23 protein-coding genes and 2 tRNA genes are annotated in these 24885 nt (G+C 65.5%); 8 read left to right on the top strand and 17 right to left on the bottom strand.

Annotated features, from left to right (window positions below; translation table 11 throughout):
- Positions 1-50: 50 nt before the first annotated feature.
- The 12 genes from ABZ677_RS22110 to argS form a co-directional block, all read right to left on the bottom strand.
- The gene (locus ABZ677_RS22110; RefSeq protein WP_037193385.1) at positions 51-1262 is read right to left on the bottom strand and encodes an MraY family glycosyltransferase; all 1212 of its coding nucleotides are present in this window, start codon (positions 1260-1262) and stop codon (positions 51-53) included.
- An 18-nt stretch (positions 1263-1280) separates the two neighbouring features.
- Entirely contained in the window at positions 1281-1943 is a 663-nt protein-coding gene (locus ABZ677_RS22105) for an L-threonylcarbamoyladenylate synthase (protein WP_037193386.1), read from the bottom strand.
- Positions 1944-2009: 66 nt separating this feature from the next.
- Positions 2010-2894, bottom strand: a complete 885-nt coding sequence (prmC, locus tag ABZ677_RS22100; RefSeq protein WP_358373267.1) for a peptide chain release factor N(5)-glutamine methyltransferase — start codon at positions 2892-2894, stop codon at positions 2010-2012.
- 34 nt (positions 2895-2928) lie between these two features.
- On the bottom strand, positions 2929-3732 hold the full coding sequence (locus ABZ677_RS22095) for an SHOCT domain-containing protein (RefSeq protein ID WP_358373264.1): 804 nt from the start codon (positions 3730-3732) through the stop codon (positions 2929-2931).
- Positions 3733-3838: 106 nt separating this feature from the next.
- Positions 3839-4915: a peptide chain release factor 1 gene (gene prfA / locus ABZ677_RS22090; protein ID WP_037193389.1), complete on the bottom strand. Its 1077-nt coding sequence runs from the start codon at positions 4913-4915 to the stop codon at positions 3839-3841.
- A gap of 97 nt (positions 4916-5012) precedes the next feature.
- Complete coding sequence (gene rpmE / locus ABZ677_RS22085) at positions 5013-5246, bottom strand: 50S ribosomal protein L31 (RefSeq protein WP_008715081.1); 234 nt, start codon at positions 5244-5246, stop codon at positions 5013-5015.
- Between the two features lie 198 nt (positions 5247-5444).
- Positions 5445-7574 carry a transcription termination factor Rho gene (gene rho / locus ABZ677_RS22080; protein ID WP_358373260.1) on the bottom strand — a complete coding sequence of 710 codons (2130 nt, stop codon included), beginning with the start codon at positions 7572-7574 and terminating at the stop codon, positions 5445-5447.
- A gap of 309 nt (positions 7575-7883) precedes the next feature.
- Positions 7884-8816 (bottom strand): homoserine kinase, encoded by a 933-nt coding sequence (thrB, locus tag ABZ677_RS22075; RefSeq protein ID WP_094632791.1) that lies wholly within the window; start codon positions 8814-8816, stop codon positions 7884-7886.
- A gap of 19 nt (positions 8817-8835) precedes the next feature.
- On the bottom strand, positions 8836-9903 hold the full coding sequence (thrC, locus tag ABZ677_RS22070) for a threonine synthase (protein WP_027497914.1): 1068 nt from the start codon (positions 9901-9903) through the stop codon (positions 8836-8838).
- A complete protein-coding gene (locus ABZ677_RS22065) occupies positions 9900-11201 on the bottom strand; it encodes a homoserine dehydrogenase (RefSeq protein ID WP_037193392.1) in 1302 nt (433 codons plus the stop codon). Before ABZ677_RS22065 ends, thrC begins: the two co-directional genes overlap by 4 nt.
- Positions 11198-12619, bottom strand: coding sequence for a diaminopimelate decarboxylase (gene lysA, locus ABZ677_RS22060; protein ID WP_094741410.1), 1422 nt, complete (start codon positions 12617-12619; stop codon positions 11198-11200). The genes ABZ677_RS22065 and lysA overlap by 4 nt, the downstream gene beginning before the upstream one ends.
- Positions 12616-14268: an arginine--tRNA ligase gene (argS, locus tag ABZ677_RS22055; RefSeq protein ID WP_037193394.1), complete on the bottom strand. Its 1653-nt coding sequence runs from the start codon at positions 14266-14268 to the stop codon at positions 12616-12618. Before argS ends, lysA begins: the two co-directional genes overlap by 4 nt.
- A gap of 231 nt (positions 14269-14499) precedes the next feature.
- On the opposite strand from argS, the gene ABZ677_RS22050 reads away from it, so the two are divergent.
- The 5 genes from ABZ677_RS22050 to ABZ677_RS22030 all read left to right on the top strand — a co-directional run bounded on the left by ABZ677_RS22050 (position 14500) and on the right by ABZ677_RS22030 (position 17803).
- Positions 14500-15390 carry a DUF3105 domain-containing protein gene (locus ABZ677_RS22050; protein WP_037193396.1) on the top strand — a complete coding sequence of 297 codons (891 nt, stop codon included), beginning with the start codon at positions 14500-14502 and terminating at the stop codon, positions 15388-15390.
- The gene (locus ABZ677_RS22045) at positions 15390-16112 is read left to right on the top strand and encodes a DUF305 domain-containing protein (protein ID WP_358373255.1); all 723 of its coding nucleotides are present in this window, start codon (positions 15390-15392) and stop codon (positions 16110-16112) included. Before ABZ677_RS22050 ends, ABZ677_RS22045 begins: the two co-directional genes overlap by 1 nt.
- A gap of 68 nt (positions 16113-16180) precedes the next feature.
- Positions 16181-16253 (top strand) — tRNA-Arg (locus tag ABZ677_RS22040).
- Positions 16254-16313: 60 nt separating this feature from the next.
- A complete protein-coding gene (locus tag ABZ677_RS22035) occupies positions 16314-17201 on the top strand; it encodes a hypothetical protein (protein WP_358373253.1) in 888 nt (295 codons plus the stop codon).
- Positions 17202-17215: 14 nt separating this feature from the next.
- Positions 17216-17803 (top strand): class I SAM-dependent methyltransferase, encoded by a 588-nt coding sequence (locus tag ABZ677_RS22030; protein WP_358373251.1) that lies wholly within the window; start codon positions 17216-17218, stop codon positions 17801-17803.
- 47 nt (positions 17804-17850) lie between these two features.
- On the opposite strand, the gene ABZ677_RS22025 is transcribed toward ABZ677_RS22030, so the two are convergent.
- Positions 17851-17921 (bottom strand) — tRNA-Cys (locus ABZ677_RS22025).
- A gap of 105 nt (positions 17922-18026) precedes the next feature.
- Here ABZ677_RS22025 and ABZ677_RS22020 point away from each other — a divergent pair.
- The 3 genes from ABZ677_RS22020 to ABZ677_RS22010 all read left to right on the top strand — a co-directional run bounded on the left by ABZ677_RS22020 (position 18027) and on the right by ABZ677_RS22010 (position 20866).
- Positions 18027-19370, top strand: a complete 1344-nt coding sequence (locus ABZ677_RS22020) for a DUF2254 domain-containing protein (protein WP_358373248.1) — start codon at positions 18027-18029, stop codon at positions 19368-19370.
- Between the two features lie 35 nt (positions 19371-19405).
- Entirely contained in the window at positions 19406-19939 is a 534-nt protein-coding gene (locus tag ABZ677_RS22015; protein ID WP_037193707.1) for a MarR family transcriptional regulator, read from the top strand.
- 102 nt (positions 19940-20041) lie between these two features.
- A complete protein-coding gene (locus tag ABZ677_RS22010; RefSeq protein WP_358373245.1) occupies positions 20042-20866 on the top strand; it encodes a hypothetical protein in 825 nt (274 codons plus the stop codon).
- A gap of 143 nt (positions 20867-21009) precedes the next feature.
- On the opposite strand, the gene ABZ677_RS22005 is transcribed toward ABZ677_RS22010, so the two are convergent.
- From ABZ677_RS22005 to ABZ677_RS21990, 4 genes are read right to left on the bottom strand one after another with little or no spacing between them, the layout of a single operon-like run.
- Positions 21010-21786 carry an enoyl-CoA hydratase gene (locus ABZ677_RS22005; protein ID WP_037193401.1) on the bottom strand — a complete coding sequence of 259 codons (777 nt, stop codon included), beginning with the start codon at positions 21784-21786 and terminating at the stop codon, positions 21010-21012.
- Entirely contained in the window at positions 21783-22691 is a 909-nt protein-coding gene (gene mmsB / locus ABZ677_RS22000) for a 3-hydroxyisobutyrate dehydrogenase (RefSeq protein WP_358373242.1), read from the bottom strand. Before mmsB ends, ABZ677_RS22005 begins: the two co-directional genes overlap by 4 nt.
- Positions 22688-23746: an enoyl-CoA hydratase/isomerase family protein gene (locus tag ABZ677_RS21995; RefSeq protein ID WP_358373239.1), complete on the bottom strand. Its 1059-nt coding sequence runs from the start codon at positions 23744-23746 to the stop codon at positions 22688-22690. The genes mmsB and ABZ677_RS21995 overlap by 4 nt, the downstream gene beginning before the upstream one ends.
- Complete coding sequence (locus tag ABZ677_RS21990) at positions 23743-24882, bottom strand: isobutyryl-CoA dehydrogenase (protein WP_094633232.1); 1140 nt, start codon at positions 24880-24882, stop codon at positions 23743-23745. Before ABZ677_RS21990 ends, ABZ677_RS21995 begins: the two co-directional genes overlap by 4 nt.
- Between the last annotated feature and the right edge of the window lie 3 nt (positions 24883-24885).

Below are 24885 nucleotides of genomic sequence, written 5' to 3'. Positions count from 1 at the left end.
GTCACAGTTGTCGAGGGTACCCAGGACGCGGCCGGGACCAGCGGACGGGATCAGCCGCCCCGTCGAGCGCTTCGCGGTTCCGAGCCATGCGATCGGTCCACCCTCAAGGTGGGTACAGCTGTCACGACCAGTGCGAACACCAGACCCGCTGCGACCAGGAGCACCACTATTCGGCGGTCCAACAGAGACGACCCGACTGCCCCGAAGGCGAGGACACCGACCCACAGGTAGATCACCAACACCACTCGCCGATGCGAATGGCCGATCTGCAGCAGCCGATGGTGCAGGTGCATCTTGTCGGGGCTGAAGGGACTCCGTCCGGCCCGGGTGCGGCGAATGACAGCCAGCAGCAGGTCCAGAATCGGGATGAGCATCACAGCGCCGACCAGCAGAAGCGGCGACAGTAGACCCAGCAGATCGCGCGGGCCGTACGCCGTCAGCGGGATCCGCCCGGACGCACTGGTCGAGATCGTGGCGAGCGTCAGACCGATGAGCATCGATCCCGAATCGCCCATGAAGATGCGAGCGGGTTGAAAGTTGTGTGGCAGAAACCCCAGGCACGCGCCCGCCAGCGCCGCTGCGATCAGCGCCGGTGGGTAGACGCCGACGTCTCCCCCCTGCTCCTGCAGCAACCCCACCGAGAAGATGCAGATCGCCACCGAGGAAATGAGCCCGAGGCCGGCCGCCAGCCCGTCCAGTCCGTCGACGAAGTTCATCGCATTGACGATCACGACGGTGATCAGCACGGTCACCAGTCCGGCTTGCAGTTGGTCGAGCACCAGGGTGCTACCCGGTTGACCGGGCTCGCCTCCCCACGGCTGGTAGAGCACGACCCAGCTGACGCCCATGATGACGAGGACTCCGGCCGCCGTCACCTGGCCGACGAACTTGGTCAGCGCATCCAGACCCCACCGGTCGTCGATGACACCGACCAGCACGATCACGAAGCCGGCAACCAGCGCGGCCGGAATGTCGCGGTTGTAGGCGACGTCGAAACCCCGGGCGAGGGCAGGCAGCTGCGACGCGAACAGCAGGGCGGCGAGCATGCCCACGTAGATGCCCACTCCCCCGAGCCTCGGGGTGGCCTGCACGTGGACGTCACGATCGCGGGGAACAGCAACAGCACCGAACTTGATCGCCGCCACTCGGACTCCCCCGGTAGCGAAGAACGTGACGACGGCGGCAGTGAGAAAGACCAGCAGTAGCTCCCGAATGGGAACACCTGCCCCCAGATTCGACTGGGCCAGCAACTCGACACTCATGCGGCACGGACGGGCATGTCAGGACGCTCCCGGGACCAGGCTTTCGGCGGTGACACCGAGAACCTCGGCAATCTTCTCGGTGGGAATGGCACCGACCCGCAGAATTCGTGCTCGATCGCTCGTCAGATCGACGATGGTCGACGCCACCGCGTGATCGGCCGGTCCCCCGTCCAGGTAGACCGCGGCCGAGCCGCCGAGTTGATCCCGAGCCTCCGTGACGGTGGTGGCGGGTGGACTGCCGGAGATGTTGGCACTGGACACCGCGAGCGGGCCGACCTCGCGCAACAGCTCGAGCGCAACCGGGTGCAGCGGCATCCGCAACATCACGGTGCCCTGAGCGTCGCCCAGATCCCAGGCCAGGGATGGAGCCTGCTGCACGACGATGCTCAGTGCGCCGGGCCAGAAGGCGCGTATCAGGTCTCGGGTGCGTGGCCGGACACTCTGGACCAGGCCGTCGATGGTGTTCCACGAACCGACGAGCACGGGAACCGGCATATCGCGTCCCCTGCCCTTGGCTCGCAGCAGATCGGTGACAGCGCTGCCGTCGAATGCATCGGCGGCGATCCCGTACAGGGTGTCGGTAGGCATGACGACGAGTCGGCCGGACTTGAGGGCACCGCGGGCAGCGGTCAATCCGGCAGCGCGCGCGTCGGCTTCACGGCAGTCGTAGACGGTACTCACGGCACCTATCCTTCCACCTTCGATAACGAAGTGATGTCAGGTGTCGCCCGCCTGCCGTTCCCGTCGTCAGGCCTGGGCCGACTGTGCCCGTGCTGCAACGACGAACCGGGGCCTACCCGCCAGATCCGGATGCGCGGTGACCTCGGTGAACACGCGTCGCCGAGAGAGCAGCGCCGCCACCTCGCTGCCATTGGAGTCGTCGTGTTCGATGGCGACGCCGCCGCCGATCCGAAGCCAACGGGCGATGTTGCCGATCATCGGTTCGATGACCGACAGGCCGTCCGAACCGCCGAACAGCGCCATGTGCGGATCGTGATCGATCACCTCGGGATCGAGGTCTGCCCCCTCCGGAATGTAGGGCGGGTTGGCGACGATCATGTCGACTGCACCGTCGAGTTCGGTCAACAGATCTCGAGCCGTGACATCGCCGTGGTGCAGTGTGATCGGGGTATCGCCGTGGCCGCTGCGCAAGTCCGCATTGCGCCGAGCCCACGCCAATGCCGACGGGTCGAGCTCGACGGCATGGACGACGGCGTCCGGCCGAGCGTTGGCGATCGCCAGTGCCAATGCGCCCGAGCCCGTGCACAGATCGAGAACCACCGGCGGGTGGTGGTCGACGTTCTCGAGGAACGCCAGAGCCCAGGCCAACAACAATTCGGTTTCCGGCCGGGGCACGAACACGCCCGGCCCCACTTCGACGTCGATGTTGCCCAGCGAGGTCGTTCCCGTGATGTATTGCAGCGGAATACGTTTCGCGCGCTGCTCGACGGTTCGGAAGTACGCCTCGACAACCTCGGGTTCGACGAGAGGAACCAGACCGAGACGGCCGCGGTCCACGCCGACGAGGTGTGCAGCGAGCAGTTCCGCATCGACCCGCGGGCTCGGCACACCGGCAGCATCGAGCATCGACGTTGCTTCGAGGATGGCCAGACGTAACGGCTTGCGGCTCACCCGTACAGACTGCCACGAGCCACCGACAACCCGGTCACACGCGTCCCAGCAACTCCGACTTCTTGGCGTAGAACTCGTCGTCGGTGAGGAAGCCCTTCGCGTGCAGACCTGCGAGAGCCTCGATCGCCGCCGTGATGTCGGAGATGTCCACGCCTGACGGGTTGCTCCGAGGCGACTGGTTCGAGGACTGCGGAGACTGCTGCGACGAGGACGGTTGCGCGTAGGTCTGCGGAGCGGATTGCGGCGTCGACCGGTTCTGCGAGTTCGTTCCGCTCGACGGTTGGTCGACGCGAGGCAGGCTGCCTGCGGTGAACGTGCCGTACTGGCTGGTGAACTCGAGCGAGCCCGGTCCACCGCCCTGCTGTTGCTGGACTCCGCCGATGGAGTGATCGAGAGTGTCGTAGACGGCCACTTCACCGCCTGCCGACACGGCGAGGCGTCGAGATCCCGGGAACACCGCGTACTGCGAGCCGTTCTGACCACCGCTCGAGCTCGGCGCACCGAGTTCCGACGGCCACCACGAGCCGCCGCCGTACGAGCTGCCACCGGTTTCTCTGGGCGGGTACACCTGATGCTGCGCCAGCACTGCAGACAGGTCTCGACAGAGGCCGTCGACCCGGCTCTTGAGTCCGTGATCGAACATGTTGCCCACCATGGTCATTCCGCCGCGCATCCACTGCCCACTGCCGCCGAGCTCAGGGATGTTGAACTGAGCCATGGTGCCGCGGCCGTTGTTGACGGCATCGAGCATCGTGCGGACGGCATCGGTCGAGACGCCGTAGCGCGACGACAGCTCGGACACGGCGTTCTCGCCTGCGGGAGTCAGGGCCTGGTTCATGTCTGGTGTGCCTCTCGGGCGCTGTTACGGGGTCGAACCTGGCCGCCAGGGTATCGCACCGATCGGTGAATAAGCCCGGCGAAATCTGTAAAGCTCTGTGCCGCAGCTACTCTGCTTGCATGCGCGCGTCGCGGTCCGCCTTGGCCAGCGCGTCGAGCAACGCATCCATTTCGCCGTCGAGCAGGGCGTCGAGGTTGTGCGCCTTGAACCCGATGCGGTGGTCCGTGATGCGGTTCTCGGGGAAGTTGTAGGTTCTGATCCGCTCCGAGCGGTCGACGGTACGCACCTGGCTGGCTCGTCCGGCCGAGGCCTCTTCGTTGGCCGCTTCCTCTGCGGCCGCCTGCAGGCGAGCGGCGAGAACCTGCATCGCACGCGCCTTGTTCTGCAGCTGCGAGCGCTCGTTCTGGCAGGTGACCACGATGCCCGTGGGAAGGTGCGTGAGCCGGACTGCGGAGTCGGTGGTGTTGACGCCCTGGCCGCCCTTGCCGGATGAGCGATACACGTCGATGCGCAGATCGGTCTCGTCGATCTGAACCTCTTCGACCTCGTCCGGTTCGGGATACACCAGGATTCCGGCCGCAGAGGTGTGCACGCGTCCCTGCGATTCGGTGACCGGCACCCGCTGCACGCGGTGGACGCCGCCCTCGAACTTCAACCGCGCCCACACGCCGTCGAGAGGATCCTTGGTCTTGATCGACAGCGTCGCGTCCTTGTATCCGCCGAGGTCCGAGACGTTGGCGTCGAGAACCTCGACACGCCATCCACGGCGTTCCGCGTAGCGCACGTACATCCGTGCGAGATCGGCCGCGAAGAGCGCCGATTCCTCGCCGCCCTCACCCGACTTGACCTCCATCACGATGTCGTCGCCGTCGTGCGGGTCACGGGGAGCCAGCAAGTCGGTCAGAGTCTGCTCGAGCTGCACCACCGTCGCCTCGAGGTCGGGAATCTCGGACGCGAACGACGAATCGTCGGCCGCCAACTCACGCGCGGCTTCGAGGTCGTCCTGCGCGGAAGTCAGCTTGGTGTGCGCGGACATGATGGGGGCCAGTTCGGCGAATCTCTTGCCTGCTCTGCGGGCAGCCGAGGGATCGTTGTGCAGAGCTGGATCGGCGAGTTGCTGCTCGAGCCCGGAGTGTTCGGCGAGGATGTCGTCGATGGCCGAAGGCTTGTCTGTTCTCGCCATGTTGATGACTCACTCTCGAACGCCGGTGCAACTGGATGTGGACACAAAAAAGCCGACGCCCGTCCTGTGATGCACAGGACGGGCGTCGGCGAAACAGCTAGCTGTCTGCGTCGGCCTTCTTGCCGGCGCGCTTGCCGTAGCGAGCCTCGAAGCGAGCGACGCGGCCGCCGGTGTCGAGAATCTTCTGCTTGCCGGTGTAGAAGGGGTGGCACTGCGAGCAGACCTCGACGCTGATGCGCTCTTTGTCGGTGGTGCTTCGGGTCTCGAAAGTATTGCCGCAACCACAGACGACTGTCGTCAGTGTGTAGTCGGGGTGAATTCCTGCCTTCATGGTGTCCTTACCGTTCTCTCTAGTGGTCGCCGGGTCGTCTTCGCCGATCGAAGACGTGAACCGGAACCGGACTCGGCCGTTGATTATGCCAGAGCGTGCATCTGACCTGCTAATCGCCGGTACTTCTGTGCCGACAGATGCTTACAACGCGCGCACCTGTCGGCTTGTTCCCCGGACGAAAGATCCGGGGAACAACTGTCAGTCGTTCGTCCCGCCCGGCGCAGTCTTGGAGACTTCCATCAGGAACTCGAGGTTGTTCTTGCTCTTCTTCAGGCGGTCGACCAGCAGGTCGATGGCCTGATGCGAGTCCAGTCCGGACAACACGCGACGCAGCTTGTGCACAACGGCAGCCTCGTCGGGAGCGAGGAGCAACTCGTCGTGACGGGTGCTCGACGGGTTGATGTCCACTGCCGGGAACACGCGGCGTTCGGCGATCTTGCGATCGAGCTTGAGCTCGGCGTTACCGGTGCCCTTGAACTCCTCGAAGATCACGGTGTCGCCGGTGGATCCGGTTTCGACCATGGCCGTGGCGATGATCGTCAACGATCCACCGTGCTCGATGTTTCGAGCCGCGCCGAGGAATCGTTTCGGCGGGTACAGAGCCGTCGAGTCGACACCACCGGACAGGATTCGGCCCGATGCGGGCGAGCTGTTGTTGTACGCGCGTCCCAGACGGGTGATCGAGTCGAGCAGAACCACCACGTCCTGGCCGGCTTCGACCAGACGCTTCGCCCGCTCGATCGCCAACTCGGCCACCGCGGTGTGGTCGCCCGGCGGCCGGTCGAACGTCGACGCGATGACCTCGCCCTTGACGGAGCGCTGCATGTCCGTCACTTCCTCGGGACGCTCGTCGACGAGGATGACCATCAGGTAGCACTCGGGATTGTTGATGGCGATCGCGTTGGCGATGGCCTGCAGAACGCTTGTCTTACCAGCCTTCGGCGGGCTGACGATGAGCGCGCGCTGACCCTTGCCGATCGGCATCACCAGGTCGATGATGCGCGTGGTCAGGATGTTCTGCTGCGTCTCGAGGCGCAGTCGCTGATTGGGGTACAGCGGGGTGAGCTTGCCGAATTCCGGACGCTTGCGCGCGGCCTCGACCTCTCCCCCGTTGACGGTGTCCAGACGCACGAGCGGGTTGAACTTCTGCCGCTGGCTCGACTGCTCACCTTCGCGTGCCACTCGAACCGCGCCGGTCACCGCGTCGCCGCGTCGAAGGCCGTTCTTGCGGACGAGGTTCATCGAGACGTAGACGTCGTTGGGTCCGGCGAGGTAGCCGGAGGTGCGGACGAACGCGTAGTTGTCGAGGACGTCGAGGATGCCGGCTACCGGCTGCAGAACATCGTCTTCGCGAATCTCGGTGTCGCGCTCGCGGCCACCGCCACCCTCGTTGCCTTCGCCACGGTCACGTCCGCGACGGCGTTCGCGGAACCGACGTCCCCGGCGTCCGCGGCCTTCACCGTCGTCGTCCTGGTTGTTGTCGCGGTTGTCACGCGGACCGTTGTTGCGATCCTCGTTGCGGTTGTCGTTGCGACCGTCGCCCTGGTTGCGATTGCGACCGCCCTGATTGCGACCGCCGCTGTCCCGGTTGGAGTTGTCCCGGTCGCCCTGATTGCGGTTTCCGTTGTCACGGTTGCCGTTCTCGCGGTTGGAGCCGTCCCGGTCGCCCTGATTGCGGTTTCCGGAGTCGCGGCTCGCGTTGTCGCGGGTGCCGTCGGCGTCACGCGGTTCGCGTTCCGACCCGTCCTGGCGGTTGCGTTCGCCGCGGCTACGGCGCGGGCGCTCGGTGGCGGCGTTGTCGCCGGTCTCGTCCGGCTTCTCCGTCTGCGGCGCGGCTGCGGGCGAATCGGCCGCCGCGGGAGCGGATCCGGCCGAATCGTTGGTGTCGTCGAGTGGGAGTTGATCGGGAGCACCGGCGCGACGACCTGCGGCACGACGGCCGCGTGTCCGGCGACCCGTCTCGGGAGCCGCATCGGCAGAATCGCCCGACTGCGCCGCGGGGGCGTCCGAGGACGGCGCTTCGGGAGCCGACTGCTTCGGTGCCGCCTCGGCTGCAGGCCGATCTTCGGCGGGCGCGGATGCAGCGGCGCGACGCGACCTGGGTGCGTCGGACTTCGGTGCGTCCGACTTCGGTGCGTCCGACTTGGCCGGTGCGCTGCCCGATTGCCGCTCGGAGATCGCAGCGATCAGATCGCCCTTGCGCATACCGGAAACGCTCTTGATGCCGAGTTCACCAGCGAGGCTGCGCAGCTCGGTGAGAACCATTCCGGACAGGCCGGCACGTCGGCGTGACGTTTCGGGCGCAGAGATAAGTTCCGTATCGGTCACGGAGGTCCTTTCCTTCCCTCGCTCGCTCGATGCGCAGCCGAGGGTTCGTTCCGCAGTTCGGCGTTCTGCCGAGCTCGGATATTGCCGTTCATGTTCGACGCACTCCGTCGACGACACCATCGATCCGAGACCGCAGAGAACCACGGGGAGGATCGAGTCAGGAGCGTCACATCACTCGGACGTTTGAATCCCCCGAATACAGCGACCTGATTGCCCTGACGAAACCGGCGTCTGAAGCGCACGATGTACGGACAGGTTTCACCATAGCGCCGTTGTCCCCACTCGGCAAGAACCCTACTGACGCGTTTGTCACGCGACGGTGACTCCGTCGGCCACGTCGAGGTCGAGGACCCGCCACCCCTCGGCCGATGCGGCGTCACGCAGATCGGCCGGAAACTCCTCGGTGCACAGCGCCATGACCGTCGGTCCCGCGCCGGACACAACCGCCGCGATGGACCGCGCGCGCAAGGTGGCGATCCAGCGAGTGGTGTCGGGTAACGCCTGAGCGCGCTGACCTTGATGCAGCAGGTCCTCCGTCGCGGACATCAACAGATCCGGACGCTCGGTCAGTGCCACCACCGCGAGCGCGCTCCGGCTGACGTTGAAGGCCGCGTCACGATGGGGCACCAACTCGGGCAACAGTCCCCGGGTGTGCGACGTCGACGAGCGTTCGGACGGTACGAGCACGACGACCTTGATGCTCGGATGCACCTCGAGCCGTACCGCTGCGTACTTCCGCGCCGTCACACTGGCATTGGGCGGTTCGCTCCACGACACGACCGCACCGCCGAGGCAACTCGCCGACGCGTTGTCGGGATGACCCTCGAACTCCGACGACAGCTGGACGAGCTGGCTCTCCGACAGCGCGAGCGACCGATCCACTTTCGCGGCGAGCGCGTTGGCGGCAGCGAGGCCCCCGACCACAGCCGACGCCGAGGAACCGAGCCCCCTCGAATGGGGAATCACGTTGCGGCAGTGGACATCCAGGCCGTCGGCCCACACTCCGGCCGCTTCGAGTCCCCGCTCGATGGCGCGCACCACCAGATGCGTCGGGCCCCACGGCACGTCCGCCGAACCCTCACCGTCGACGTGAATCCGAAGTCCCGACGCGGTGGTCGTGACCTCGATCTCGTCGTACAGCCCCAAAGCGATTCCGAGACTGTCGAATCCGGGTCCGATGTTGGCACTGGACGCCGGGACGCGCGCGGTGACCGTGAGCCCGATGGGGAGTGTCGTCGTCATGGCCGGAGATTCCGTCAACTCAGGCCAGCTCGAGCGCAGCCGCGACAGCGACGGGATCGACCGAAATGGGTTCCACCACAGGCATTCCCGACAGTGCTGTGTCGGGATCCTTGAGGCCGTTTCCGGTGACCGTGCACACGACGGTCAGGCCGGGTTCGAGCCAGCCTTCCTTTCGTGCTGCGAGGAGCCCGGCGACACTGGCCGCGGAAGCGGGCTCGACGAACACGCCCTCGGTCTTCGCGATCAATCGGTACGCCTCGAGGATCTCCTCGTCGGTCGCTGCGCGGAAGGCTCCGTTCGATTCTTCCTTGGCGTTGACGGCACCGTTCCAGGATGCGGGCGAGCCGATCCGGATCGCAGTGGCGATCGTTTCCGGGTCCTTCACCGGCGCACCGTGAACCAGAGGTGCGGCGCCTGCGGCCTGGACTCCGAGCATCCGTGGCTTGCGCGTGGTGAGACCGTCACGGAAGTACTCCGAGTAACCGCGCCAGTACGCGGTGATGTTGCCTGCGTTGCCGACCGGCAGTGCATGGATGTCCGGTGCGTCGCCGAGGGCGTCACAGATCTCGAAGGCCGCAGTCTTCTGGCCTTCGATGCGAACAGGATTGACGGAGTTGACCAGACCGATGGTCGGGAACTCGGCCGTGGTCTTGCGGGCCAGCTCGAGGCAATCGTCGAAGTTGCCCTGCACCTGAATGATCTTCGCTCCGTGCATGACTGCCTGAGCGAGCTTGCCCATGGCGATCTTGCCCTGCGGAACCAGTACGGCACAGCTCATTCCGGCCTTGGCCGCATAGGCGGCTGCGGAGGCCGAGGTGTTGCCGGTCGAGGCGCAGAGAACGGCCTCCTGACCTCGGGCGAGCGCGTCGGTGACGGCCATGGTCATCCCGCGGTCCTTGAAGGAGCCGGTGGGGTTGAGGCCTTCGACCTTCAGATGCACTGTGCACCCGGTCAGTTCGGACAGGTGCCCGGCCGGCAACAGCGGAGTGCCGCCCTCGCGCAGCGTGACGGTCTTCCAGTCCGGGCCGATCGCCAGACGCGAACGGTATGCCTCGATCAGACCGGGCCAGGGGGTGTGGACGCTCATACGGTGGTGCCTTCCAATCGGAGAACGCTGGCGACGTGAACGACGACGTCGAGCTGCTCGAGGGATGCAACGGTGTCGGACAGTGCGGAGTCGGCCGCGAGGTGAGTGACGACGACGAGCCTGGCTCCGTCACCCGAGCCCTGCTGACGCACCGTGGAGATGCTGACGTCGCGCTTGGAGAATTCGGCCGCAACGGTGGCGAGAACGCCGGGCTTGTCCGCCACCTGCATGCTGACGTAGTAGCGAGTGAGGATGTCACCCATGGGGGCCACCTTGAGCTTGGCGTACTTGGATTCGAGTGGGCCTCGTCCGCCGTAGAACTTGTTGCGAGCGGCCATCACCAGATCGCCGAGTACTGCGGACGCGGTCGGCGCACCGCCTGCACCCTGGCCGTAGAACATCAGGCGTCCGGCAGCCTCTGCTTCGACGACCACGGCGTTGAACGCACCGTTCACCGATGCCAACGGGTGGTTCAGCGGAACGAGCGCGGGGTAGACCCGAGCGGAGATTCGTTCCTTGCCCTTGGGCGTGACGATCCGCTCGCAGATGGCCAGCAGCTTGATAGTGCAGTCCAAAGATTTCGCGGTCTCGAGATCGTCCGAGGTGATCTTGCTGATGCCCTCGCGGTAGACGTCACCGGCGGTGACTCGCGTGTGGAACGCGATGGACGCCAGGATGGCGGCCTTCGATGCAGCGTCGTAGCCTTCGACGTCGGCGGTCGGGTCGGCCTCGGCGTAACCCAGACGCCCCGCCTCGGCGAGGGTTTCGGCGTAGTCCGCGCCGGTCTCGTCCATGGCAGAGAGGATGAAGTTGGTGGTGCCGTTGACGATGCCGGCGACCTTGTTCACGCGGTCACCCGCGAGGGACTGCATCAGCGGGCGAACCACAGGAATTGCTCCGGCCACGGCGGCCTCGAAATACAGGTCGGCACGCGACTTCTCGGCCGCGTCGGCCAGTTCTCCGGTGTACTCGGCCAGCAGGGCCTTGTTCGCCGTGATGACGGACTTACCCTTCTCCAGGGCAGAGAGCACCAGCTTGCGGGGAATGTCGATGCCGCCGAGAACCTCGACGACGATGTCGACGTCGTCGCGGCCGACGAGCTCGGCCGGATCGTCGGTGAGCAGCTCGGCCGGAACTCCGCGATCGCCGTCGACCCGACGCACAGCGATGCCCCTAATCTCCAGTGGCGCACCGATTCTCGCTTCGAAGTCCTCGGCGTTTTCGGTGAGGATTCGAACGACCTCGCTGCCGACGTTTCCGAGTCCGAGTACGGCGACGCCTATCGGCTTCGATGTCATGGCTGAACCTCCAAGCTGAGCAGATCTTCGATGGTTTCCCGCCGCAGGATCAGGCGCGATCGCCCATCCTTGACCGCAACCACAGCGGGCCGCGTCAGCAGGTTGTAGCGACTGGACATGGAGTAGCAGTACGCCCCGGTGGCCGCCACCGCGAGCAGGTCACCCGGCCCGACGTCTGCCGGCATCCATGTGTTCTTGATGACGATGTCGCCGCTCTCGCAGTGCTTTCCGACCACCCGAGCCACGACGGCCTCGGCATCGCTCGAGCGCGAGACCAGCCGACAGTCGTATTCGGCCTGGTACAGCGAGGTTCGGATGTTGTCGCTCATGCCGCCGTCGACGCTGATGTAGCGCCTGCGCGTCGACTTGTCGACGGTGACATCCTTGATCGTGCCGACCTCGTAGAGCGTGACGGTGCCCGGTCCGGCGATGGCGCGGCCCGGCTCGACGGCGATCGTCGGGACCGGTAGACCCACTGCAGCGGACTCCGTCTCCACGATGGCGGTCAGCTTCGCCGCGAGCTGCTCCACCGGCGGCGGATCATCACTCGGCACGTACGAAATACCCATGCCGCCACCGAGATCGAGTGTCGAGATCTGCGCCGTCTTGTCGACGCCGAACTCCGAGACGATGTCTCGCAGCAGCCCGATGACCTTGTGCGCTGCCAACTCGAAGCCGTCCACCTCGAATATCTGCGAACCGATGTGACTGTGCAGTCCGACGAGTCGAAGGTTGTCGGCAGCGAACACGCGCCGAACAGCTTCGAGCGCCGAGCCGTCGGCGAGCGAGAAGCCGAACTTCTGATCCTCGTGCGCGGTGGCGATGAACTCGTGCGTATGCGCCTCGACACCGACGGTGATGCGAATCAGAACGTCTTGCACCACACCGGCCGCACCGGCGACGCCGTCGAGACGGTCGATCTCGATGTTGGAATCGAGTACCACATGCTCGACGCCTGCGCGCACGCCCGCCTCGAGCTCGGCGACCGATTTGTTGTTGCCGTGCATGGCAATTCGGTCGGCTGGGAATCCGGCAGCCAACGCGATGGCCAGCTCGCCTCCGGAGCAGATGTCGAGTGAGAGACCTTCGTCGGCCACCCAGCGTGCGATCTCTCCGCAGAGGAAAGCCTTGGAGGCGTAGTGAACTCGTTCGGGTGCCCCGAATGCGGCGGCCATCTCACGGCAGCGCGAACGGAAGTCGTCCTCGTCGATGACGAACAACGGTGTGCCGTACTGCTCCGCGAGATCGGTGACCGACACTCCGGCGAGACGGACGGTTCCGTCCTCACCGCGCTCGGCGTTGCGGGGCCACACCTGCTCGGGCAGCGTCGTCATCTCCGACGCGTCGGCCGGGCGATGGGACATCGACTCTTTCGAGGGGGCATCGGCATGCTTGGGTCCTGCCGGATGTGCGCTCACATGCGCTCCGGTGCGCTGACCCCGAGCAGTTCGAGGCCGTTGGCCAGGACCTGCCGGGTCGCGTTCCCCAACGCCAGTCGTGCGGTGTTCACAGGTCCGGGCTCCTCGTCTCCTTGTGGAAGTACTCGACACGCACCGTAGAAACGGTGGTAGGCCCCCGCCAGCTCTTCGAGGTAGCGGGCGATCCGGTGTGGTTCGCGTAGTTCGGCGGCGCTGGCCACCACTCGTGGGTACTCGCCGATCGTCCTGATCAGCTCGCCTTCCTGCTCGTGGGTGAGCAGGCTCAGATCCGGCTGCTCCGCGCTGATTCCCAGTTCGGCGGCATTGCGCGCGAGCGAGGCCAGGCGGGCGTGGGCGTACTGGACGTAGTACACCGGGTTCTCGTTGCTTGCGCTCGCCCACAGGGCGAGGTCGATGTCGATGCTGGAGTCGACGGACGACCGAACCATGACATAGCGAGAAGCGTCGACGCCGATGGCGTCGACCAGGTCGTCGAGCGTGATGACGGTTCCGGCGCGCTTGCTCATCTTCACGGCCACGCCGTCGCGCACCAGGTTGACCATCTGGCCGATCAGCACCTCGACGGTCGCGGGGTCGTCTCCGAATGCAGCTGCGGCCGCCTTGAGCCGTCCGATGTAGCCGTGGTGGTCTGCTCCGAGCATGTAGATGCACAGGTCGAAGCCGCGCTGCCGCTTGTTTTGGAAGTAGGCGATGTCGCCGGCGATGTAGGCGGCGTTGCCGTCGCTCTTGATGACGACACGATCCTTGTCGTCGCCGTACTCGGTGGACCGCAGCCACCAGGCACCGTCCTCCTCGTAGAGGCTCCCCGAGCTCTTGAGGTACTCGACCGACTTCTCCACGGATCCGGATTCGAACAGCGAGTTCTCGTGGAAGTAGACGTCGAAGTCGACGCCGAACTCGTGCAGATTGGCCTTGATCCGGTCGAACATCAGCTGGGTGCCGATCGATCGGAACGTCTCTTCCTGTGCCTCGGGGGCCAGCGCGAGCGCTTCGGGCTCCTTCGCCAGCACCTGCTCCGCGATCTCGGCGATGTACTCGCCTGCGTAGCCGTTCTCCGGAGCGGGTTCGCCCTTGGCCGCGGCGATCAGGGACCGGCTGAAGCGGGCGATCTGTGCGCCGTGATCGTTGAAGTAGTACTCGCGAGTGACCTCGGCACCGTGGGCGGTCAGGATTCGACCGAGCGCATCGCCGACGGCTGCCCACCGGGTACCGCCGAGGTGCACCGGGCCGGTCGGGTTGGCCGAGACGAACTCGAGATTGACCTTCTTGCCTGCCATCGACGAACCGTTGCCGAAGGCCGCGCCTGCTGCGAGCACGCGGGCAACGATCTCGCCTTGCGCTGCGGCTGCCAGCCTGATGTTCAGGAATCCGGGGCCCGCGACATCGGCGTCGGCGATGGCGGCGTCGGCCGCGAGAGCCTCGGCGAGCCAGCCGGCGAAGTCGCGGGGATTGGCTCCGGCCTTCTTCGCGACCTGGAGTGCCACGTTGGTCGCGTAGTCGCCGTGCTCGGGATTGCGGGGACGCTCGACGGTCAGCTTCGCAGGGAGTACGGATGTATCCAGGCCGCGGTCGGCAAGCACCTTCGCGGCGGTCGCGTGAAGCAGTTCGGCAAGATCGGCGGGAGTCACAGGTAGCTATCCTATTGGCTGGTGCGCGGCGTCCTCGCATCCACTGCCCGTCTGCCCGCGAGCAGCCTCGGCCGACGCGGTCCGCGCAGGCTCTGAACACGCTCTCAGGCAGAGAACGTACAGTGAGGGCGCTCTGTGTCGACGCTCATCCAATGATGCCGTCACCAGCAGATACGCATCACCAGCGCGACCGACCACCACCTTTCCTCGACTGAGAGAGCAACTACAGCGATGCCAACGGGTCCCGACAAAGGCAGTCAGAACAAGTCGGCTGCGAAGGCAGACAAAGCCATCAATGCAGCCAACAAGAAGTCAGCTCGTAAGAAGAAGGGCGGCGTACCCACCGCCACGGGCAGGCAGATTCCCTGGCTGACGGTTGCCGGTGTCGTTGTGGTTGTCGGTCTCGTTGCGGGCCTCGGGATCAATCTGTATCCGAAGTACCAGGACCGAGCCGAGGCGCAGAAGTTCGCGCCCAGCGAGGCCAACCAGGATCCGTCGACCGGCATCGAGGGCGTGACCGTGCAGGAGTACCCCGCGGCTCTGCACGTCGGGCGCACGCAGCGGGTCGCCTACGACCAGTCTCCGCCGTTCGGTGGACCGCACGATGCCGTCTGGGCCACCTGCACGGGAATCGTCTATCCCGAGGCCATTCGTACCGAGAATGCGGTGCACTCCCTCGAGCACGGCGCCGTTTGGGTCACCTACAACCCCGACGATCTGAACGCGGACCAGGTCCAGTCGCTGGCCGATCGTGTCGACGGTGAAACGCAGATGATGATGTCGCCGTACCCCGGCCTCGATTCCCCGGTCTCGCTGCAGTCCTGGGGCCACCAGCTCAAGTTGGACAGCGTGGACGACGAACGCATCGGCCAGTTCGTCTCTGCACTGCGCCTGAACCGCTTCGCCTACCCGGAGGTCGGTGCCAGCTGCGCATCGGTCCCGTCCAGCACCGGCGACGGTAGCGACGGCTTCGACCCGGACAACCCGCCGCTGTTCGATGCATCCGCGCCCGGTGCCGATGCGGTGCCGATGGACGGTGCCGGAATCACTCCCGACGCCAGCGAGACCGGCGGAGCCGGCGGGGCGCAGCTGCCCAGCGATCTCCAGATCCCCACCAACTGATGACCGAACCGACACCGACCGAGAACGCGGGAGTCACCACGTCCGCGGCCAAGCCGAGTCAGCGCACAGCGCTGGTGGCGCTGGCGCTGATCGCCGTCCTGGCGATCGGCTTCGCCCTGGGCTTTCTGGTGCAGAGTCCGTTGGGCGGCGACGACAGTGCACCCGCCTCGGACTCGGTCGATGTCGGTTTCTCTCAGGACATGACCGTGCACCACAACCAAGCCATCGAGATGGCCGCGGTGGCGTTGACCAACGCCTCCGATCAGGCCGTCAAGAATTTGGCGTTCGACATGCTCACCTCGCAGCAGAACCAGGTGGGACAGATGCAGGGCTGGTTGGCCCTGTGGGACCGAGCGCCGATCGCGACCGACGGCTACATGACCTGGATGACCGAGGACGACTCTCACGGTCACTCGATGGGCGGGATGTCCATGGATCCCGGATCCTCGGATCCGACCAGGGCCATGCCGGGCATGGCCAGTTCCGCTGAACTCGCCGCTCTTCGCCAGGCCACCGGCTCGGACGTCGACGTGATGTTCCTACAGCTCATGCTGCGCCACCACGAGGGCGGCCTGGCGATGATGGAGTACGCGCAGATTCACGCGCAGTCACCGGCGGTGATCAATCTGGCGAAGTCCATGGTTGCCACCCAGACCAGCGAGTCGACGCTGATGAAGCAGATGCTCGCCGAGAAGGGTGCGCAGCCGCTGCCCGAGGGGTGATTTCGACTCGGGCAGCGGATGCGCTAGTCTTTCGTACAGCCCAACAGGCACACCGGTTCGTCCGGTGCGCCCCCGTAGCTCAGGGGATAGAGCGTTCGCCTCCGGAGCGAAAGGCCGCAGGTTCGAATCCTGCCGGGGGCACACATCTTTCACGCACGTCACTGTCGGACGGTGGCTGCTCGAACGAGACGGTGGACTTCGATGTCCGAGAATCTCCCCCGAGTCGAGACCGTCGTCGACGACCTGTATTCACTCCCTCCCGCTGATTTCGTCTCGCATCGCGCCGCATACGTCACCCGGTTCAAGAAGGCCGGCGACAAAGCCGGTGCCACCCGCATCGGTGCCCTTCGCAAGCCCACTCTCGTGGCGTGGTTGGTGAACACACTCGCTCGGCGGGACGAATCGGCCCTGGCGGAACTGTTCGATCTGGGTGAGCAACTCGAACGTGCACAGCAGCGCGGCGACGGCCCCCGGCTACGTGAATTGTCCACTGCCCGAAGCGCTTCGATACGCGCCCTGACCGACCGAGCAGTCTCGCTCGGACGCGACCTCGGGGCGACCGTCGGAGACAACGCAGCCCGCGAGATCTCCAGCACCCTGAACGCGGCGATGGCCGATGCCGAAATACGCGACCGTGTCCGCGCGGGCAGAACCGTGGTGGCCGAAACGTACAGCGGCTTCGGACCTGCGCTGCTCTCGATCGTTCCGAACTCGTCCGACGATGATGATGACGACGAAGAGTCGGACCCGGCATCTCCTGAGGTCGAGGACGACCGGGAGAACACCGACGAAGCCGAACGGAACCGACTGCTCGCCGAACTCGAGTCGGCCGAATCCGATCTCGATACCGCGCGAACCGAAGTCGACGCAGCCCAAGCGGACACCGAACGAAAAGCGTCCGAACTGCGCAGCGCTGCAACGGAAGTAGAGCAGATCGAGGCCGAGCTGGAGGCCGCCAGAGCCAGGGCGCAGGCCGCACGAGAAGCACACGAGGCCGGTGTCGTGCAGGCGGAGTCGACGGCGGAGGCACTCGAGGCAGCCCGCGCCCGGGTCGTCGAAGCCCGGTCGGCCCTCGACTCCCTGACCTGACCTACCCTGGCGGGGTGACCACACGCTGGCAAGCAGAGAACTCCGCAGACGATTCCGCGCGGTACATCGAGCGATTCGACCGCCTGGCCGAACGCGGCGTGGATCTGCACGGTGAAGCCCGGATGGTCGACGCGGTGGTCTCCCCCGCGTCGAGCATTCTCGATGCCGGATGCGGGACCGGCCGACTCGGTGTGGAATTGGCACGACGCGGACACCGTGTGACCGCAGTGGATCTCGATCCGGTTCTGGCCGAGGCCGCGCGAGCGCACCCCGAACTCGACGTGCATGTCGCCGATCTGACGACACTGGATCTGGGACGGACGTTCGACGCGGCCGTGGCAGCGGGCAACGTACTGGTCTTCATGAAGCCCGGTACCGAACGCGCAGCGCTCCAACGTATCTGGGCCCACCTGACCGACGGCGGGGTGTTCGTCACCGGATTCGCCACCGATCGGGAGTACACGGTCGACCTGCTCGACGAGGATCTGGCGGCGGTCGGCTTCGTCCTCGAGCACCGATTCGCGACGTGGGATCTCCGGCCCTGGCGCGGCGACGCGGACTGGGCTGTGACCGTGGCTCGAAAGCCCGCGCTACTGGCCTGACACGACATCGATCGGGACCGGCCGTTGTCGGCCGGTCCCGATCTTCGAGCGAGCGACGGGATTCGAACCCGTGTGAACGGCTTTGCAGACCGGTGCCTAGCCACTCGGCCACACCCGCATCGCCGATGACGATGCCGTGTTCGCTGTCCGAGATCCACCCTTTCGATCATCGTGATTCGAACCTCGAGGGTTGATTCGGATACCCCGGGGAAGACTGTGCGTCATGAAGGAACACATGGCGAAGCTGCGGGAATCGTTCTGGTTCATTCCTGCCGTCCTCGGAGTTGTCGCACTCGTGCTCGCGCAGGCTCTGGTGAGTCTCGATCGCTATCTGCTCGATACCCGGGTGGATCTGACGGGCTCGCTGCTCTATCACGTGGGTGCCAGTGGCAGCCGAGACATCCTCGGCGCCATTGGCGGGTCCATGCTCGGTGTGGCCGCGACGTCGTTCTCCATCACCATCTCGGTCCTCGCCACCGCCAGTTCCTCGTACGGCCCCCGCCTGGTGCGCAACTTCATGGCCGATCGCGGCAACCAGGTGGTGCTCGGCATCTTCGGCGCCACATTCCTGTACTCACTGATGGTGCTGCGGTCGATTCGCTCGATCGAATCCGACGGATCTGTCTTCGTGCCGGACATCGCCGTCAACGTTGCCGTCGCACTCGCGGTGGTCGACGTGGGGGTGCTCGTCTACTTCATTCATCACATCGCGCAGTCGATCCAGGTGGCAACTCTGTCTGCCCGCGTCCGAGACGAACTGTCGGAGTCCGTGGACGCGCTGTACCCGCCCGAGCAACCCGCCGATGCGGCGTCGGCGGAGGGCATCGTCAAGCCGCCCGTCTACACCACGGTGCTGGCCGAGGAGTCCGGGGTGATCATCGACATCGACGAGAGCGCCGTACTGAACATCGCGACCGACACCGACACCGTGATCGACATTCACCGAGTACCCGGTGACCATGTCGTTGCCGGCGAACCGCTCGCCGACATTCTGGCCGATCGATCGACGGACATCTCCGCGGACGCGATCGAACGAGTTCGAGGGTCGTTCGACATCGGCACCAGTCGAACACCCCGACACGACATCGCCTTCGCCGTCGAACAGATGACCGAGATGGCAGTACGGGCCCTGTCGACAGGCGTCAACGACCCCTACACGGCACGCAACGCCATCGACGATCTCACGGTCGGACTCGTCGCGGTCGTCCAGCGTCCCAAGCCCTCTCGCGCTCGGTGCGGCTCCGACGGCACCGTACGGGTGATCACCCGTCGCGTCGGCGTTCCGTCACTGATCGACCATGCCCTCGACGCCGTACGGATCTACGGCACCGGCAGCCCCATGGTGGTGCAGGCCGGCATACGTCTCGCCGAGCGAGTCGGTCGTGCGGCACAGCATTCCGAGAACGTCGACGCCGTTCTGACCCAATTGGACCTGCTGGACCGCGCGTTGGCCGCAGGCGACACCGATACCGCCCGCACAGCCGAAGCCCGAGAGCAGATCTCGCTGGCCCGCGCAGCGATCACGGATCGCGTATCCCTCGCAGTACCTCGCGTCGTGATTCGGTAGACGCCGGAACCGGCCACCGTGGGAGGATGGTCGGTATGCCAGCACCGTCTCCGCTTCCCCTCGACCCCATTGCAGAGGCACACCGCCAGTGGACCAAGCACGGGTGGTCCGACGCCGCCGACGGTATGGCCGCAGTGACGTCGTTGATGCGTGCGCAGCAGATCATGCTCGCCCGTGTCGAGGAAGCGTTGAAGCCGACGGGACTGACGTTTTCGCGCTACGAATTGCTGACGTTGTTGACCTTCACCAAGAACGGGGCTCTGCCGATGGCGAAGGCGAGTGCACGTCTGCAGGTGCATCCCACGAGCGTGACCAACGCTGTCGACCGCCTCGAGTCCGTGGGATACGTTCGGCGCATCCCGCATCCGAGTGATCGGCGCACCACGCTGGTCGAAATCACCGAGCAGGGACGCACGTTGGCAGTCGAGGCCACCGAGCGCCTGAACTCGCTGGTGTTCGCACGCCCCGGACTGGCGCGTGACAAGCTGATGGCGCTCGTTCGTATCTTGGCGGAACTGCGTTCGGATGCAGGCGATTTCGACAGTGATGACATCACCACGTCGTTCTGAGTTCGATGGTGACTCGTCACAAGACAATGGCACACCCGTACCGTTCGTGGTCCAATTACCGTGGAGACAGGGCGGAGTCGATCTGCTGAAGGGCGGGGCGGGGTGCTGGTGTTGGGGGTCGGGGCGGGTGCGCACGGTGCACGCGCAATTCTGACGTATCTGGACAGCCCCCACCGCACACCCATCGTGTCGCGGACGGTTCGCCGCGCTCCCGGTCAGTCGCTGTCCACCACGATCGCCACCGGTGTCGACGCCATCAACTCGATCGCCGCGACGATGTCGCTCCCGGTACAGTTCTCCGCCATCGCCTATCGGGTTGCCACCGATCCCGGCACGGTCGCCACCCGAGGTACGGCCCGCACGGCCTCGCTCGTTCCGGAAACCGCTGCACAAGTGCGCTATCTGCGTTTCATCGGGCTGGTACCCAACCACGGCGTCACCGTGTTGTGCGATATCGGTAGCACCGGAACCACGGTGACCGTCATCGATCTCGCGTCCACGCGCACACTCATGACGCGGCGTACCGCGACGTTCTGCGGCGACGATCTCGATCACTCGGTGCGCAGGCTGCTCTCGTCCAAGGGCGTTCGCGTCGGAATCGATGCCAGCCGGTCCATCAAGGAGCAACTGAGCATCGACTCCGTTGTCAGCACCACGAATTCATCCGGTACTGCGCGGCATGTGCTGACCCGCCGCGATTTCGACGATCTGATCGCCGGACCGGTGCGGTACGCGGGCATGCTGGTGGAGCAGACCATCCAATTGTCCGGTGCCAGACCGCAGTCCATCGTCGTGGTCGGCGGCGGCGCGAACATCACCTCGATTGCGCAGTCACTCGAGCTGCGGACCGGCCTGACGACTCTGGTGCCGTCGATGCCGGAGCTGGTCTCGGCCCGCGGTGCCGCCCTCCTGTCCCCCGACAGGTAGGGCGGACCCGGGAGTGGAGCCTGCGGAACGACCGGTCGGGGTAGGAGTGGAGCCTGCGGAACGACCGGTCGGGGTAGGAGTGGAGCCTGCGGAACGACCGGTCGGGGTAGGAGTGGAGCCTGCGGAACGACCCAGAAGAGCAGTTAGCGGTGCTGGAAGTTCGGCGTCCGCTTCTCGATGAAGGCCGACATTCCTTCCTTCTGGTCCTCGGTGGCGAACGTGGAGTGAAACACGCGGCGCTCGAACAGAACACCCTCGCGAAGGCTCGACTCGAACGATCGGTTGACTGCTTCCTTCGCCATCATGACGACCGGTAGCGACATCTCGGCGATGGTGGTGGCGGTCGCGATGGCGTCGTCGAGGAGATCCGCGACCGGCACGATGCGCGAGACCAATCCTGCCCGCTCGGCTTCCTCGACCTTCATGTTGCGCCCGGTCAAACACATCTCCATGGCCTTGGCCTTGCCCACCGCGCGGGTCAGACGCTGCGACCCGCCGATTCCCGGAATGACGCCCAGTTTGATCTCGGGTTGTCCGAATACCGCGGTGTCCGAGGCGATCAGAACGTCGCACAGCATCGCGAGTTCACACCCGCCGCCGAGTGCGTAGCCGGAGACCGCTGCGATCAGAGGTGTTCGAGCCGCTGCCAGTCGATCCCAGGCCGCGAAGAAATCGTCGAGGTACACGTCCATGTAGGACTTGGGCTGCATCTCCTTGATGTCGGCCCCAGCAGCGAAGGCCCGCTCGGAACCGGTGATCAGGATCGCGCCGATGCCGGAGTCCGCGTCGAGTTCTTCGACCACCGAGACGACCTCGCGCATCAGTTGAGAATTGAGCGCGTTCAATGCCTTGGGCCGGTTGAGCGTGATGATGCCGACGCGTCCCCGACGTTCGAGCAGAATTGTCTCGTAGTCACTCACAGGCCTGCTCCGTTCGAGCGCTCGCGGATGTCGTTGATGATGCCGGAGAAGTCGACATCGGTGCCGCCCCCGGATGTTTCCTTGAACCGAGCGTACAACTCGGCTGCCCGTAGGCCGAGGACACCCTCGACACCGTTGTCGCGCAGTGCATTGGCAGCCAGACCCAGGTCCTTGTCCATGAGCGCCGCCGCGAAGCCCGGCTTGTACTCGTTGTTGGCGGGGCTCGTCGGGACCGGTCCGGGTACCGGGCAATTGGTCGTCAGTGCCCAGCACTGACCGGACGCAGTCGACGCCACATCGAACAACGCCTGATTGCTCAGACCGAGCTTCTCCCCCAACACGAACGCCTCGCTGATGGCGATCATCGACACCCCGAGGATCATGTTGTTGCAGATCTTGGCGGCCTGGCCGTTGCCCGCTGCGCCGCAGTGCACCACCTTGCGCCCCATGACGTCGAGAACTGCTTCCGCAGAGGCAAAATCCTCTTCGGAACCACCGACCATGAAGGTCAACGTTCCCGCGGCCGCTCCCCCGACACCACCGGAGACCGGCGCGTCCAGACTGCGGTGGCCTGCCTCGTGCACCAGCTTGTGCGCGGTGTGCGCGTCGGCCACGTCGATGGTCGAGGAGTCGATGAACAATGTGCCCGGTGCGGCGGCAGGCAGTAGGTCCGCGTACAACCCGAGTACCAGTCTGCCGTTGGGCAGCATCGTGATGACGATGTCGGCATCGGCAACGGCGGCCACAGCCGACTCCACCACGGTGACGCCGTCCTTCGTGGCCTGCTCGAGCGCGGCAGGCACCAGATCGAAGCCCTGCACGGTGTAGCCAGCCGCAGCCAGATTGGCGGCCATCGGTCCACCCATGTGGCCGAGGCCGATGAAGCCGATCGTCTTCTCGCTCATGACTGCTCACCTTCTGTGTGTGCTTTCGACAGGCCCAGTTCCGCGTCCCCGAGAGGCGCGAAGTACCGGTCGACGTCCTCGGGCGTGACGTCTGCCAACGTACGCGGTTGCCATTGCGGGTTGCGGTCCTTCTCGACCACCTGTGCTCGGATTCCTTCGACGAGATCGTGGCTGGACAACGACGCGACCGACACGCGGTACTCCTCGTCGAGCACTGCCTCGAGCGTCGGCAGCGTCGCTGCCCGACGCAGCGACCTCAGTGTCACGGCCAGCGACACAGGCGATTTGGACGCGATGTCCTCTGCAGACTTCTGCGCCTCCGGCACCGTGCTGGCGGCCAGAGCGTCGACGATGCCCTGGACGTCGTCGCCGGCGTAGCACTCGTCGATCCATCCCTGCTGTTCGGCAACGGTGGACTCCGGTGCCGGCTCACTGCATGTCGCGACGGCCTCGCCGACACTGACGCTCTCGAGTGCCGAGTAGAAGTCGTCCAGCTTGTCGGACGGGATGTAGTGATCGGCGAAGCCGACCGCGATCGCGTCGGCGGCATTCATTCGCGCCGTGGTGAGCGCGAAGTGGGTGCCGATCTCGCCCGGTGCACGCGAAAGTAGGTACGTGCCGCCCACATCCGGAACGAAACCGATTCCGACCTCGGGCATCGCAATCTTCGATCGCTCGGTGACGATGCGAGTGTTGGCATGTGCCGAGAGCCCGACGCCTCCGCCCATGACGATGCCGTCCATGATGGCAACGAACGGCTTGGGGAACCGAGCGATCGCGGCGTTGAGGATGTACTCCTCGCGCCAGAAGTCCTTGCTACCGTTGCCGCCGTCTTTCGCGTCGTGGTAGATCGAGACGATGTCGCCACCGGCACACAGTCCGCGCTCACCGGCCCCGGTCAGCAGCACGACGTCGACAGCGTCGTCGGTTGCCCACTGCGCCAACGCCGGTGCGATCTCGCGAACCATCGCATGATCGAGCGCATTGATGGCTTTGGGGCGGTTCAGGGTGATCCGACCGATACCACCGGAGACCTCGAGGATCACGTCGCTCATGCGGCACCCACGATCGATCGAGCCACGACCACCCGCATGATCTCGTTGGTGCCTTCGAGAATCTGGTGCACCCGAAGGTCGCGAACGATCTTCTCGACACCGTATTCACTGAGGTACCCGTACCCGCCCAGCAGTTGCAGCGCTCCGTTGGCGACCTCGAATCCGGTATCGGTTCCGAAACGCTTTGCCATAGCGCACATTTCGACCTTGTCGGGAGCGTCGTTCTGCAACGCGTCCGCGGCCCGCCACAGCAGTGTGCGGGCGGCCTCGAGTTCGGTCTTGAAATCGGCCAGTCGGAACTGAAGCGCCTGCGCATCGAGCAACCGTGCCCCGAACGCCTTGCGTTCGGCGAGGTAGGCAACGGCCTTGTCGAGAGCGGACTGCGCTCCGCCGACCGAACACGCGGCGATGTTGATGCGTCCGCCGTTGAGTCCGTTCATCGCGATACGGAACCCGTCGCCCTCGCTGCCGAGCATGTTCTCGGCCGGAATGCGGACTCCTTCGAGAACGACCTGACGAGTGGGCTGAGCGTTCCACCCCATCTTCTTCTCGTTGGCCCCGAAGGAGAGTCCCGCGGAGTCCTTCGGCACGATGAACGCCGAGATGCCACGCGGACCCGACGCGCCGGTGCGCGCCATCACCACGTAGACCTCGGATGTGCCTGCGCCGGAAATGAATTGCTTGACGCCGTTCAACACGTATTCGTCGCCGTCGCGCACTGCCTTGGTGCCGAGCATCGCGGCATCGGATCCCGCGCCGGGCTCGGTGAGGCAGTAGCTCCCCAGCTGATCCATCGCGCACAGGCCCGGGAGCCAACGCTGCCGTTGCTCGTCGTTTCCGTAGGTGTCGATCATCCAGGCGACCATGTTGTGGATGGAGATGTATGCCGCGATGGACGGGTCACCGGTGGCCAGTTGCTCGAAGATCCGCACCGAGTCGACTCTGGTCAGTCCCGATCCACCCACATCCTCGCGAATGTAGATGCCGCCCATTCCCAGTCCCGCCGCCTTGCGCAGCACGTCGACCGGGAAGTGCTTCTGCTGGTCCCATTCGATGGCATTAGGTGCCAGGAACTCATCGGCGAATTCGCGAGCGGTGTCGTTGATCGCGCGCTCGTCCTCGTTCAAGGTGAACATCGC

This window comes from Rhodococcus sp. NPDC006774, assembly GCF_040636045.1.
Lineage (GTDB): Bacteria > Actinomycetota > Actinomycetes > Mycobacteriales > Mycobacteriaceae > Rhodococcoides.
Note: the sequence above shows the minus strand (reverse complement) of the source record. Positions and strands in the feature narration are given on the sequence as shown.

Bases quoted from the DNA above. Each gene is read 5' to 3' on its own strand.
- ABZ677_RS22110 (WP_037193385.1), bottom strand. From the start codon at position 1,262: ATGAGTGTCGAGTTGCTGGCCCAGTCGAATCTGGGGGCAGGTGTTCCC.
- ABZ677_RS22095 (WP_358373264.1), bottom strand. From the start codon at position 3,732: ATGAACCAGGCCCTGACTCCCGCAGGCGAGAACGCCGTGTCCGAGCTG.
- prfA (WP_037193389.1), bottom strand. From the start codon at position 4,915: ATGGCGAGAACAGACAAGCCTTCGGCCATCGACGACATCCTCGCCGAA.
- rpmE (WP_008715081.1), bottom strand. From the start codon at position 5,246: ATGAAGGCAGGAATTCACCCCGACTACACACTGACGACAGTCGTCTGT.
- thrB (WP_094632791.1), bottom strand. From the start codon at position 8,816: ATGACGACGACACTCCCCATCGGGCTCACGGTCACCGCGCGCGTCCCG.
- thrC (WP_027497914.1), bottom strand. From the start codon at position 9,903: ATGAGCGTCCACACCCCCTGGCCCGGTCTGATCGAGGCATACCGTTCG.
- ABZ677_RS22065 (WP_037193392.1), bottom strand. From the start codon at position 11,201: ATGACATCGAAGCCGATAGGCGTCGCCGTACTCGGACTCGGAAACGTC.
- ABZ677_RS22050 (WP_037193396.1), top strand. From the start codon at position 14,500: ATGCCAACGGGTCCCGACAAAGGCAGTCAGAACAAGTCGGCTGCGAAG.
- ABZ677_RS22045 (WP_358373255.1), top strand. From the start codon at position 15,390: ATGACCGAACCGACACCGACCGAGAACGCGGGAGTCACCACGTCCGCG.
- ABZ677_RS22035 (WP_358373253.1), top strand. From the start codon at position 16,314: ATGTCCGAGAATCTCCCCCGAGTCGAGACCGTCGTCGACGACCTGTAT.
- ABZ677_RS22020 (WP_358373248.1), top strand. From the start codon at position 18,027: ATGAAGGAACACATGGCGAAGCTGCGGGAATCGTTCTGGTTCATTCCT.
- ABZ677_RS22015 (WP_037193707.1), top strand. From the start codon at position 19,406: ATGCCAGCACCGTCTCCGCTTCCCCTCGACCCCATTGCAGAGGCACAC.
- mmsB (WP_358373242.1), bottom strand. From the start codon at position 22,691: ATGAGCGAGAAGACGATCGGCTTCATCGGCCTCGGCCACATGGGTGGA.
- ABZ677_RS21995 (WP_358373239.1), bottom strand. From the start codon at position 23,746: ATGAGCGACGTGATCCTCGAGGTCTCCGGTGGTATCGGTCGGATCACC.
- ABZ677_RS21990 (WP_094633232.1), bottom strand. From the start codon at position 24,882: ATGTTCACCTTGAACGAGGACGAGCGCGCGATCAACGACACCGCTCGC.